Below are 12,323 nucleotides of genomic sequence, written 5' to 3'. Positions count from 1 at the left end.
AACAATTTATTTCTCTACACAAACCAAAGATTTTTCCAAAGGAAATGCGTCTTGCTGTTCAAGTCGTAACGTTTACATTTTATTGGGAGTGACGCTTTATTGCTTTTTAGAAAAGATAAATTTCATTGGGATATGCAGACAGTCTATTTATAACGATTGATTTATTTTAAACTGAGATAAAAAATACGACTTTTCTAGTCCTCTGTGATAAACGAGGTCCCTTAGCCAACTATTTTTGCTAATTTATAAATGAGGTAGGCGTGTATTGGGCTTGAAGAAAGTGTGGGCTGTGCTAACCACCGCTAAGAGGCCACTTTTTTGTTCGAGCCTTGATGGGCTAGCTCGGCTTCAAGGCTGGAATAGCAAGACAAATTATGGGTGGGAGGTTTTGGATAATCAAAGCGTCGAGGACATTCATCTTTCTGGTGATTTCTAAAAGGATCGAATATATGAAATATTATTATACAATAATACTGATTTCATCCTATCTGCTTTTATCTTGTCATAATAATGGTAGTAGCCCCAATACCGACGCGGCAGAGGCACAGGAATTTATTGATAATTACACCAAACGGTACGTAAAGCTTTATGCGAGTGCTAAAAATGCACGATGGCAATCAAACATTGAGATAAAGGCCAATGATTTTACTAATGCGAAGATTGCACAGAACGCGGATAAAGCACTCGCTGTATTTATTGGCAGTAAAGAGAACATTAATGGTGCCCGCAAATACCTCAACCCACAATATAAGCTCACAAATATGCAAGTAAAGCAATTGGAGCTCATTCTCTATTCCGCTGCTAATAGCCCTCAAGAGGTAGCTGACCTTGTGGAAAAAGAATACAAGCTGAGGTTGAGCAAATATATAAGCTATATGGATATCAGTATATACTGGATGGCAAGAAGATAGGTGTGAGTAGCATAGATTCTATTCTTAGAAAAGAGTCTAACCTCAATAAGCGTCTGTCAGCATGGGCAGCAAGTAAACAAGTTGGATCTACTCTCAAGGCAGGGCTTATCAATTTACGCCACTTAAGAAATCAAACAGTACAGGCATTAGGGTACCCTGATTTTTTCACATATCAGGTAAACAACTACCACATGAGCACTGATGAAATGATGCAGACTCTTGATGGTCTCATGAGGGATCTCTATCCTCTGTACCGCGAACTGCATACCTGGATGCGTTATGAACTCGCTAAAAGATATGGTGTAAACACTGTACCTAAATATCTGCCCGCACACTGGCTACCAAACCGCTGGGGGCAGGACTGGAGTTCTGTGTTGAAGGAAAAGAGCATTAATATTGATGATATCCTTAAAAACAAATCACCCGATTGGATTATGAAATCAGCAGAGAGTCTATATGTAAGTCTTGGTTATCCCAAACTACCGGCAACATTTTGGAAAAAGTCAAATCTTTATCCCTATCCTTCCAATTCATCCATTAAAAAGAATAACCATGCATCTGCATGGCACATTGACCTTGATCAAGACATACGCATCATAATGAGTTTAGAATCTAATGCCAAGTCGTTCAGGACAGCTCACCATGAGTTAGGTCATATCTATTACTACCTCGCTTATACTAACAAAGATGTTCCGCCACTGTTACGGAAAGGCGCGAACCGTGCCTTTCACGAAGCTATTGGTACCATGATGGGGCTTGCTGCCAGGAAGAAGCCTTATTTGGTGGAGCGTGGTTTGATCGATAACTCAGTAGAAATAGATAATATGTATACTCTTCTTAAAGAAGCGCTCAACTCTGTAGTGTTTATTTTTTTCTCTGCGGGCACGATGAGCCATTTTGAAAAAGCCATGTATGTTGATAATTTATCTCCAGACCAGTTCAACGCAAAGTGGTGGGAATTGGCTAAGAAATATCAAGGAATTGAGTCGCCATTTATTCGAGGTGAAGAATATTGCGATGCTGCCACTAAAACACATATCAACAACGATCCTGCCCAATATTATGATTATGCATTGTCTTATGTCCTCTTATATCAGCTACACAATCATATAGCCAAACATATACTGCACCAAGACCCTCATGCGACCAACTATTTTGGTCAGAAAGCTATAGGAGACTTTCTACTGCATATCATGCGTCATGGGGCGTCTAAGGACTGGAGGGAAGTACTCAACGAGTCAACTGGTGATGAGCTGAATGCCAAAGCAATGCTAGAATATTTTCAACCACTGGTTGAGTGGCTTCATGAGCAGAATAAAGGAAGAAATTATAGTCTTCCGGAAATTATGGTATAAAACTGTTGTACTTGGAAAGCGGAGGTTGAGCTTGGTGCGATGGATTCATTGATCATTTAATTGTTTCCCTAGCTCGGGTAAAACGTTACTCAGGCATAGTCCTGATGTTTCTTTTTAAATTACAATGAAATTTTTAGCGATACTTAAATGAGGATTCCTCTTCTTGCGATTTAACTGGCTCAGCCTGTTCTTTATTTGAACTTACCTGAGAAAGAATAGGTATCATTACTTCAGAGATAATTTTTTCTGCATGTAGTATGGAATTAGAGCTTTTCTCCGCTTGATTAGGAGGTATCCTAGTTAACATTTTAGAGGTTGAATTTTATTTATCATCCTGATTAGTAGGATCACTTTGATTAATCCAAATAATTTGATGAGCAGGCTGATTGTCTTGACTCGGCATAATAAAAATTTTAATTCCTATTATTAGGCTTGGTGTGTAAACATGGATACCATTTGGATGGTATTAGTCCAAAATCAAGATGGGTTATCAAAAAGCAAATCTGTTGAACACATAATAAATTAAAAGAACGGATACGATTATGACTATCCCCAAACCTCGATTTCCTGTTACTCCTTCTTGAGTTGAAGAGGATATGAATCCAAAACCACGCGATGAATCAAAATCCTATAATTTTGCTGGGAAATTAAATGGGTTTTGAGAACTGAAATTTTAAAAATACTCATCAGTTTTCTTTTTTTATAACCTCACACAGATTAAATTTCAATCCGAAATGTTTTCGCTTATTTCGATAACGATAAGATATAATTTTATTCATTCTAGGTTTCATCACGCTATTAATTCTCTTTACCAACTAGCATTTATATAGAAATGCGGGTAAAAGCTCTGCAAAAGGAGCGCTCATGAAATATGAAAGAATAAAAAATATTGAGGATGAAAAATTTCGTCGCCTAACGGGTGTTAAAATTGCCACATTTGAAAAGATGATAGAGATATTAAGAGAAATGGATAATGGAAAGCGAAGAAAAGGAGGCCGAAAACCAAAATTACAACTGGAGGATCGGCTACTAATGACGCTTGAGTATCTACGTGAATATCGCACTTATTTTCATGTCAGCCAAAGTTATGGAGTAAGCGAGAGTACTTGCTATGAAACGATTAAGTGGATAGAAAATACGTTAATAAAACATCCTAATTTTGCGCTACCTGGGCGAAAAGCCTTGTTAAAAAGTGATATTGAGTATGAGGTAGTTCTTATCGATGCAACTGAAACACCAATTGGACGCCCCCCAAAAAAGAAGGCGACTCTACTCAGGAAAAAAGAAGCGACACACATTGAAAACACAATTGGTTGTTGATAAGAAAAGTAAAGGAATAATTTGTACCAATTTCACAAATGGGAAACATTATGATTTTAGGTTATTTAAAGAATAGGGAGTGCGAATACATCCTAAAATAAAAACGCTTACTGATACAGGCTACCAAGGTATAAATAAGATGCATTCTAACTCTGAACTACCTAAGAAAAAGACAAAGAAAAGCCCTTTAACCAAAGAAGACAAGCGTAAAAACCGAAAATTATCAAGCGAACGTGTATTAAATGAAAATGTTATTGGGATGATTAAACGATTTAAAATTATATCTGATCGTTACCGAAATAGGCGAAAACTTTCGGATTAAGATTCAATCTGATTACAGCAATTTATAACATCGAGATAACTGAATGAAAAAAGGTCGCATCCCTTGTTGGGCTGATAAAAAAATCGAGTGCTATCCAGGACGATCCTCGGCCGTTCATAGCGCGCATGGTTGATTACATTGAATGTCAATGATTCATTCTTACCAAGAGTTAACAATACAAGTATGTTTGGGAGGCATCGAAGTCTCTTTAATAGTTAAAGAAACAGCCATTTTAGGATAAAAAACAACTTCACCACAGTCATATAGAATATGTTCAATTGAATAATATACTTTCGAGTCTACTTTTGGAATGGGATTATTTAATAACTGATTTATCTCTTCAGGAGCTAACCGGGTTTGATTTGGCGATAGAGGTGGAGATTTTAGATTTAATGGAAAACCAAAATAGTCAATGGGATGAATTGTGTTATTCGTTAAATAAATCTCTAATGCAAAACCAGGAAAAACAGTAAAAATCAAACACAGTGAAAAAATAATCGTAACATATTGATTTCCTAGAGAAATATAACCATTATATTTTTCCTGAATATCGTATTAAATGATTTTATTGTCAAGGTAAATTTATGTTAAAAAAGTGCTTTCAAAAAACTGCAATAGGGTTATGCCTTTTTGCTTTTTCTATTCATTCTTTTGCCTTTTCAAACAAAGAGTCAAAATTCATTGTAGTTGCACCAGCATGTCTTTTAGAGAAAACTCATTTTCATTATGAATTGCTTGCTCAAAATAAATCCTATCGATTAATTTCTGTTAATGAGGCTGGAATAAACAAATTAATATACTCCAAAAAAGTCACCAATGAGAAATCCTGTGGCGGATTTATTGATGTTACTCAGGAGGGGCAGACACTTTTAAGACAGTCCTCGAAACATAATATTAAAATTGCAAAGGAGTTACTCAAACAATATCTACCTCACAAACCAAGTAAAAATCTGACTGGTTCTGATGTTAAGTATAAAGTTAACTACACTAAAGAAGTTAATTCCTTATTAAAAAATATAAATTCCATTGAAATGCAAAAAAATCTAATCACATTAAGTAATTTTCATGATCGTTCTGCAGATTCAGATTTAGGTGTAGAGGCTTCTAAGTGGGTAGAAAATCAAATAAGAAATTATGTGACTCATTACTCAAGAAGCGATATTAATATTTCCTTCGTTGAGACTGGACATTATAAGCAACCCTCAGTAATTTTAAAATTGGGCAACTCAGATCAGCCAGGGATTATTATTGGCGCCCACATTGATACGATACCAAGTTTTGAGGGAGAAAATGTTCCAGGTGCAGATGATGATGCAAGCGGAAGTGTGATTGTTTTGGAAATTGCTAGAGTCCTAATAGCTAGTGGAATACAATTTCAAAAACCTATTTACTTTATTTGGTATTCTGCAGAAGAGCGCGGTTTAGTAGGCTCTAGATATGTTGTTTCACACTTTAAAAATAAGAAGATTCCTGTTAGTGAAGTGATTCAATTTGATTTAGCAGGATACTCTTTTGAAAATGATCCTAGTATATGGATGGTAAATGATAATGTTGATACAAGTTTGACAGATTTTCTGAGAACTTTAGTGCATACTTATCTGCACTTAGAGGTTAAGGAGACTGATTGTGGGTACGCGTGTAGTGATCATGTAAGTTGGCATAACGCAGGTGTTCCTGCAGCATTCCCTTTTGAATCTCATTTTGACAACCATAATCCTCATATCCATTCGTCTGATGATTCAATTGACTATCTTTCTATGTCCCATATAAGTAATTTTTCTAAGTTAGGAGTTGCCTTTGCTGTCGAATTAGCTAACCCTAAATAACTGGCAAAGAAAATTAGTGGTATTAATGATGCTGGTATTAAAGAAAATTATTCCATTATTATCAAAATAGGCGAACGCTTAGGATTGAAATTTAATTCGCTTGAAGGAATTTATAATAGAGGGACAGCGGCATAAAGTTTCCTAAGAGGTCTATTGCCTTACATTATGACCATGTTTTTTTACGGGGAGAGCTTAAGAGTTTTGGTGAGCCAAACCATTATTCGGTAATTAGTTATTAGCTCTAATCTATATTAGATAGAGGAGATTTTAATGTTATACCGATTTTTTATTAATTATTTTCGGTTGAAATTGCTACGAATTATTGTAAATCGCATCAGACATAATAAGCGAGTCAATACGAAAAATCTTAAAATTATTAGTAAGTGACAAGCGAAAATAAAATCGTGTTTCTAATATGGCAGTACAGTAGTTTCTTTAAATATAGTCAAAACGCGTCTTAATAAAAGATCCCCCTTTTCTAGCCATCTTTTATAGTTTAAATCAAGAGCACGTCCCATTTTATATTATAGTTAAATAATAAGTTTATTAGTTTTGTATCTACAAGGAGGTAGCTATGGCTATAAAGTGTTTTCAGGTTGTATTGAAAAACTAATTTAGTAATAGTGGGATGAACCTTAAAAAGTTAATTCCTTTAAGGAGATCAAAATGACAGACACTAAAAGAGATGTTCACTTAACTACAGAAATTTTTGAAACTACGGATGAGGCTGAAAAAGCCTATCAAGATGCTGTTGATGAAGGTTATACCCCGAAAGAGATAAATGTGATGATGTCTGAAGATTCTCGAAAAAGATATTATGATTTAGTATTAGTAAAAGAAGGCTCTAAAGCCTCAGAAGGTTTGGCAATAGGGGGCGCTACTGGAGCTGCAGTTGGAACCAGTCTGGTCATTCCAGGACTGGGACTTGTAGTGGCTGGTCCTTTAGTAGCAGGGCTTGCTGGTGCAGGAGCTGGTGGAATCAGTGGTGGTTTAATGAGGGCCTTGATTGGGTGGGGAATACCCGAAGATAAAGCAAAAGTTTTTGCATCTGGTATGAAAGAAGGAGGAATTGTATTAAGTGTCAATGAAACACACCCTAATAGCCATTTATCATCCACTTGGAGTCATTATCATCATTTTCAATAGTTACGACGTAGCGATGAATACACATTGCGCTCCAACCAGGGGCGCAATTTTATTTGGTACATATGGTTTGGATTAGTAACAATTATCTATGTCTCTCTGGAATAAGGAGTTACTTGTAATTTTACCTATACAAGGCCTTAGCAAATAAATTATTTATTTTGATGGTAATAAATGATCATTGCTTCTTGATAGACAAGATTTAGTTTAACAGGATTCATCTATTTAAAAAATTTAGCAAAAAGAAAACCAATTCCAGCAGATATCAAAACGGACTTGAGCGGTTGTTTTTGAATGGATTGTGATATCCCTTCGACGGATTTTTGGATGTACTTTTCTGTGCAATCTATTTCTTTTTGCCTGATTTGTATAAATCGGATGCTGTGGTGCTGAATTGTGCGGCCAATTCTTCTGCTTTAGGTTTCGTTTCATAATATGCATTTTTTGTATTTTCTTTAGCGGCCTCATAGAGTTCAGAAGCTTTCTTTTTTATTTCTTTTGTATTGTCATTAAAATCACTCATGATGTTTCTCCTTGAGATATGTGAGATTGAGCAGATAAAATATGCCTGCTCCAAAAAATAAAATATAACATCCTGTTTTTCAAAGAGGAGATTACTTCTATTAATTGTCGGCAAATTCTAGTGGACGATTAAGGTCCGCCTCGTGCAAGCAGTACAATAATTAATATGAGGAGTATTAAACCTACACCACCACTTGGATAATACCCCCATCCGCTACTGTAGGGCCAAGAGGGCAGTAAGCCAATTAAAAGAACTATTAATATAATAAATAAAATGAGATTCATAATTAAATTCCTTTTTAAGTATGTCCTTTAAGTATGGCTTAAAAAGGGACTTCTGTTTTGTTACATCGGATTCGATAGAAAGAGAAATATAACTTCATGTTGCGGTGTGTGATTCATTCTATTATTAATTATAATCTCAATGAAATTAATGGGGATATTTCGAAGAAAAGAGCTGGAAATTTTCCAGCTCTTTTAACATGCTTAATCTTTAGCTTCACAGGTGATTTTGGTGCAATCACGACAATTTTGAGCAGCAAAAGCAAAAGACTGGTCAGCAGCGCCTGTAGTATTTGCCATTTTATCGTCTGCTGCTTTATCAGCAGCTGCATCGCTACTACTGGCATTTGTGGTACAAATCCATTTGGAACTCATATCTGTTTGCGTTGCTGCAAAACTGACGCAAGAACCCAAAATAAAGAAAATTATAATTAACTTTTTCATAACATCTCCTTGTCAATTTTTATTAATGTCTGGTGTCATCTTGAAAGTCTTTGAGGGCTTTTTCTGCTTCATCTTTTGTATAACCATAATGTTTTTGAAGCTTGCCAAATAACTCTTGATGATTGCCTTCAATGACAGTCCAGTCATCATCTGTTAATTTACCCCAAGTTTGTTTCATTTTCCCTTTTAACTCTTCCCATTTTCCTTCAAAAATGTCTTTGTTCATTTTTTGTCCTCCTTGAGTGAATGGGTACATATAATTATAGACGATTTTACACGCTTTAAAATTTTTATCTTGAAGTAATCCTGGTTCTTCTTTTTTGCATTTCATTCCATAACAGGCGCTAAGACAACTTGAGCTTGCACTTAAAAAAATACAATCCACCCATTCCAGGTTAAATGTTCGGGGTGATTTTTCATTATTTTTGAAGTATTAGACTGAAAGGTACCCGTATTAAATTATCTATAATAAAATCTCTTTATTAAAGGTAATAAATTAACCAGATTATACCCCGGCAATTATTTAACCAATGATGTTTCTCTCTTCGCGTTTTAAATTTCCCTGGAACACTTTATGAGCTTATAAAGTTATATAATAAAGCTCATACATCAAATTCTTTATCTAAAGGATAAGCTTAGAAGGCGATATTATTTAACAATACTGTTCTTGAATTGTGCTATACCTAATAAGATTTATTTTTCTTAAGGAGGAGAAAATGAATGCCATTGATTTTTTAATTATGGAGCATAATCGAGTCCGTACTATGCTGGCTGATATTGCTGATGATTCGCATCGTTTCGAGACCCAACGAAGTCATTTTGATCGTTTGGGTCAGGATTTAATTCGTCATGAAGCGATGGAACATACTGTATGGTACCCTTATTTTAAAAATAGCCTGCCGGATACTGTGAAACATTTAATAAAAGAAGAAAATATGGCCGAAAAAGAAATAAAAAAAATGAATGAATTAAAAACGGAAGCTGCCTGGAGAGGGCATTTTGCAAAATTTAAAAAAGAGGTACAGCATCATGCGGAAGAGGAGGAAAAAAAGTTATTCCCTGAGGTCGCAAAACTTCTTAGTGAAAGTCAACTGCTTGAAATTGGTTCAAAAATGGCTGCGTTTAAGAAAAAATATCACTAGTAATTTTCATATGCATCCCAATTTCGGGGTGCATTATTTTTTAACCAAGTATTCGAAAGTTAAATGCCATTGTAAAAATAAAATCCTCGTGGTGTCACTATAAAAATTTTTTAAAATCAGGACAGTTGGTCTAATCGTTGGATGAGTAAAAAATAATGGAAGTCAAGACTGTTTTTTTAATTTTGATTTGTCTAGAATAGCAAGGCGTAAAGTTTCTTAGTACCCACTTTTTTCTTGTGGATATTTTTCACACTAAATACCTTCCTTAAACCCCTATTTTATTTAAGAGCCTTATTCTATAAGGATTTTTTCCATTATTCGTTAAAACATTAGATTCTCACTTATGCACATTTTCTGTGGATAAGTCTGTTTATATTCTGTCAAATGCTATATAAAAATAGATGTTGTCTTGGTGTTTTAATATTGTCCAACGTGTTCTTGAAAATGCGTTGTACTGTCACCGAGGCCGGCTGGGAAATCTAAAATTATTTTGATAACCAATGATGGAGACTTTAATTCTGTTAGGATTTGTCGATAGCTCCTTAGCAATAACTGAGAACCAAAAGTATTTATAAATTTCATTCCCTGAGATTAAATCTTTAAATTTCTTTTAATAAAGCAGGTTGAGTTTCATTGCATAAAGGAATAACACGATATTAGCTATTGCTGAGAGCATCTTGTGTCTATTTGACCAATTAACATAGAAGCAACGCTCAAACGCATCGCGCCAAGGAAGGCGGAACGAGTCCGGGATAGGTTGCGCTTTACGCAGACAGCCTGACAGGGATGCGTAGTAAATCTTTCAGCAACCGTTAAGTCATTGGCGCAGGTATCCGTTTTTCTTGTTCAGAGCAAACGTACCGTAGACAGGACGCTCAAGGCCTTTAACCTGTCGCGTTGGTGAGTGAATTCTGGGGACTGGGATGTCCCAGAATTTATAACGAGGTAGCCACACGCTTGAAATATTTATAAATTTATCCGTCTGAATGACGTTTCTATTTAAATTTCGCTATGGAGAAAAGAGTGCGCATAGCCAACTATTTTTGAGTAGGAAATTTTCAAAGCATGAGTATAGGGTTAAGTTTTTGGTGGGGCGGGAGTCCTCGTTGGGGAATTTGTAGCAGAATCGCTGCCCAAAGACGTTGAGGGCGGAGTATCCTTATTTTCTTGAGCAAATAGCCCCAACGTGACAGTTGAAGTGCTCGCTGTAGTTGAACGAGCAAGTTCTCTTTTTATCAATAATTTTCTTGGCTCTTCTTCTGAAGTAAGAGTAGGTGCTAAATTTTCTGCCCTAACCAATGCAAGAATAAATTTATCACTACGTAAATAGTCTGTTAAAATTTTCTTGTTAGGTATAAATGCGCTTAAAAGAGTAACTATTTTATCCTCTTCCGATATAAAAAGTTCAATCTTTGCAGCAATTAATTTTACTAAGATTGCTTTATCATTACCTCCTGTTGAGATTAACTCAGCATAGAGTGCCGCTGTTTTGGGATGCGTGCTGAAAAGCTCCGTTGCTGATAATGCATTATGCGTTAAAACACTTTGCAAAACATCTTCCTGAGATCCACTCATATCTATATTTTTCATTGTATTATTTATAAAATAAACTAACGGATCGGGATCCCATTCATGAAAGCAGCTTATGGTTGTGAAATAAAATTTAGGTGAGTTGAGGACATTTTCAGAATTAAATATGGAGTACATTGCATTCTGCTGTTCTATTTCTCCACTGATGTCTTTTACTTTTTTCCATTGTAACGCTAAATTCTTTAATCCCAGACCCAAAACTCCGATGATTTCTTTCTTTAGATCACTGGCACTGACACGCGAGTTTGTTTGTTTTGCAGCAAAATCAAGGCCAAATAAATGTTCTTTGTATATTGTTTGATGTGTTTGATCTTCAAATGGGCGAATTTTAATAAGAAATCCGTCAATCCAAGTTTGAATTTCTTCCTTGCTTGTTGTTTTGTTTAACTCGATAAGATCGCCATCGATACAAAGAGCAAAATAAGCAAGCATATAAAGATTGTTCATTTGATTATAATCATCCGAAGTTAATTTCCCTTTTTGGCTAGCACGCTCTATTTCTCGTTGAATATCTTCAATTATCTCCCATTTGCTTTGTTTTTCTATATCATGGGGTTGGCGCATATAATGTTGTACGCATGCAGCGAGAGGATTCCAACATGTAATTTCTTGGATTGTTTGACCTAAATTTTTTTCTGGTCTATCAAAACACTTAATAAACAATATACTTGCGTCTCGACCTGGAATTAGTTTTACCTTAGCCCATTGATCGTGTATTGATGCCACTCCCTCTTGAAGACCTTTTTTAAGTTGAGAGATTGCAAGTCGGGGATTATTTTTCAGGAAAAATGAAACACGCCCTGCAGCTGAAGTACTAAAAATAGTCTTTAAATCTTCTATAGGGACGCCAAGAAGTGTGTGTTGCTCGCGAAGTAAATTATTTATCCATAGATTAATTTTGACCTTATCATCACCAACAGCTTCTAAACGTGCAATTTTATCTTCCATCCCAAATGCCAGATCCACATAATTGAACAGTTTCAATAAAATTTTGTCTTTGCTTTCCGGACTAAAAGAGGTTGAATGAGAGGAAATTGTTTCAAGGATTTCTGCAATAGAGTCTAAACATTTTCTTTTATCACTTTCAACAGACTCATCCGTTCGTCCCTCTATTAAACGAAGAGCTTTAAGTGAAAACTCCGAGCGACTACTTATCAGAAGATTAGGACGTGAAAATAAAGGAAGCCTCTCTGGGCCAATCGTTTCGGTGGACCGCTCAGTTAAGGGGTTATCACTACGGGAACTTCTTTCTTCATTAGTGATCTCTGTTTTTACACTTTCATGGGGAATGCTTTCATTTTTCGTTGGCTCATCATTTGGCATAATAAAATTCACAATCAATATAATATAATTTAATTTTAGTAAATAAAGTCAATAGGTACTTTTTAGATGACAACCTGCTTTATTTTTCTCATAATCGATTTGCCACACTTTTGCATTAAACCAGCACCAACAAAGCGACAGTC

11 protein-coding genes and 1 pseudogene are annotated in these 12,323 nt (G+C 35.5%); 6 read left to right on the top strand and 6 right to left on the bottom strand.

Annotated elements, in window-relative coordinates; all coding sequences use genetic code 11:
* The first annotated feature begins 449 nt into the window (after positions 1–449).
* The 3 genes and pseudogenes from EL220_RS19040 to EL220_RS11425 all read left to right on the top strand — a co-directional run bounded on the left by EL220_RS19040 (position 450) and on the right by EL220_RS11425 (position 3,955).
* On the top strand, positions 450–911 hold the full coding sequence (locus tag EL220_RS19040; protein WP_232002408.1) for a hypothetical protein: 462 nt from the start codon (positions 450–452) through the stop codon (positions 909–911).
* A gap of 2 nt (positions 912–913) precedes the next feature.
* Positions 914–2,266 carry a M2 family metallopeptidase gene (locus tag EL220_RS11430; protein ID WP_232002407.1) on the top strand — a complete coding sequence of 451 codons (1,353 nt, stop codon included), beginning with the start codon at positions 914–916 and terminating at the stop codon, positions 2,264–2,266.
* Between the two features lie 864 nt (positions 2,267–3,130).
* Positions 3,131–3,955: pseudogene (locus EL220_RS11425) on the top strand (IS5 family transposase).
* A gap of 112 nt (positions 3,956–4,067) precedes the next feature.
* Here EL220_RS11425 and EL220_RS11420 read toward each other — a convergent pair.
* On the bottom strand, positions 4,068–4,388 hold the full coding sequence (locus tag EL220_RS11420; RefSeq protein ID WP_128130902.1) for a hypothetical protein: 321 nt from the start codon (positions 4,386–4,388) through the stop codon (positions 4,068–4,070).
* A gap of 104 nt (positions 4,389–4,492) precedes the next feature.
* Between EL220_RS11420 and EL220_RS11415 the strand changes: the two genes are divergently transcribed.
* Together EL220_RS11415 and EL220_RS11410 are read left to right on the top strand one after the other, a co-directional pair.
* Positions 4,493–5,734: a M20/M25/M40 family metallo-hydrolase gene (locus EL220_RS11415; RefSeq protein WP_051544783.1), complete on the top strand. Its 1,242-nt coding sequence runs from the start codon at positions 4,493–4,495 to the stop codon at positions 5,732–5,734.
* A 666-nt stretch (positions 5,735–6,400) separates the two neighbouring features.
* On the top strand, positions 6,401–6,880 hold the full coding sequence (locus tag EL220_RS11410; RefSeq protein ID WP_035906542.1) for a hypothetical protein: 480 nt from the start codon (positions 6,401–6,403) through the stop codon (positions 6,878–6,880).
* Positions 6,881–7,223: 343 nt separating this feature from the next.
* On the opposite strand, the gene EL220_RS18210 is transcribed toward EL220_RS11410, so the two are convergent.
* The 4 genes from EL220_RS18210 to EL220_RS11395 form a co-directional block, all read right to left on the bottom strand.
* Entirely contained in the window at positions 7,224–7,400 is a 177-nt protein-coding gene (locus EL220_RS18210) for a hypothetical protein (protein ID WP_164838764.1), read from the bottom strand.
* 128 nt (positions 7,401–7,528) lie between these two features.
* A complete protein-coding gene (locus tag EL220_RS11405; protein WP_081779093.1) occupies positions 7,529–7,684 on the bottom strand; it encodes a DUF3309 family protein in 156 nt (51 codons plus the stop codon).
* Positions 7,685–7,885: 201 nt separating this feature from the next.
* A complete protein-coding gene (locus EL220_RS11400; RefSeq protein ID WP_027272221.1) occupies positions 7,886–8,125 on the bottom strand; it encodes a hypothetical protein in 240 nt (79 codons plus the stop codon).
* Between the two features lie 22 nt (positions 8,126–8,147).
* On the bottom strand, positions 8,148–8,351 hold the full coding sequence (locus tag EL220_RS11395) for a CsbD family protein (RefSeq protein WP_027272220.1): 204 nt from the start codon (positions 8,349–8,351) through the stop codon (positions 8,148–8,150).
* Between the two features lie 490 nt (positions 8,352–8,841).
* Between EL220_RS11395 and EL220_RS11390 the strand changes: the two genes are divergently transcribed.
* Positions 8,842–9,267 (top strand): hemerythrin domain-containing protein, encoded by a 426-nt coding sequence (locus EL220_RS11390; protein ID WP_027272219.1) that lies wholly within the window; start codon positions 8,842–8,844, stop codon positions 9,265–9,267.
* 1,077 nt (positions 9,268–10,344) lie between these two features.
* Here the strand turns inward: EL220_RS11390 and EL220_RS11385 are convergent.
* Positions 10,345–12,180 (bottom strand): hypothetical protein, encoded by a 1,836-nt coding sequence (locus tag EL220_RS11385; protein WP_027272218.1) that lies wholly within the window; start codon positions 12,178–12,180, stop codon positions 10,345–10,347.
* Positions 12,181–12,323 lie beyond the last annotated feature (143 nt).

The sequence above is a fragment of the Legionella sainthelensi genome, from assembly GCF_900637685.1.
GTDB classification, from domain to species: Bacteria; Pseudomonadota; Gammaproteobacteria; order Legionellales; family Legionellaceae; genus Legionella; species Legionella sainthelensi.
Note: the sequence above shows the minus strand (reverse complement) of the source record. Positions and strands in the feature narration are given on the sequence as shown.

Bases quoted from the DNA above. Each gene is read 5' to 3' on its own strand.
- EL220_RS19040 (WP_232002408.1), top strand. From the start codon at position 450: ATGAAATATTATTATACAATAATACTGATTTCATCCTATCTGCTTTTA.
- EL220_RS11415 (WP_051544783.1), top strand. From the start codon at position 4,493: ATGTTAAAAAAGTGCTTTCAAAAAACTGCAATAGGGTTATGCCTTTTT.
- EL220_RS11410 (WP_035906542.1), top strand. From the start codon at position 6,401: ATGACAGACACTAAAAGAGATGTTCACTTAACTACAGAAATTTTTGAA.
- EL220_RS18210 (WP_164838764.1), bottom strand. From the start codon at position 7,400: ATGAGTGATTTTAATGACAATACAAAAGAAATAAAAAAGAAAGCTTCT.
- EL220_RS11405 (WP_081779093.1), bottom strand. From the start codon at position 7,684: ATGAATCTCATTTTATTTATTATATTAATAGTTCTTTTAATTGGCTTA.
- EL220_RS11400 (WP_027272221.1), bottom strand. From the start codon at position 8,125: ATGAAAAAGTTAATTATAATTTTCTTTATTTTGGGTTCTTGCGTCAGT.
- EL220_RS11395 (WP_027272220.1), bottom strand. From the start codon at position 8,351: ATGAACAAAGACATTTTTGAAGGAAAATGGGAAGAGTTAAAAGGGAAA.
- EL220_RS11390 (WP_027272219.1), top strand. From the start codon at position 8,842: ATGAATGCCATTGATTTTTTAATTATGGAGCATAATCGAGTCCGTACT.
- EL220_RS11385 (WP_027272218.1), bottom strand. From the start codon at position 12,180: ATGCCAAATGATGAGCCAACGAAAAATGAAAGCATTCCCCATGAAAGT.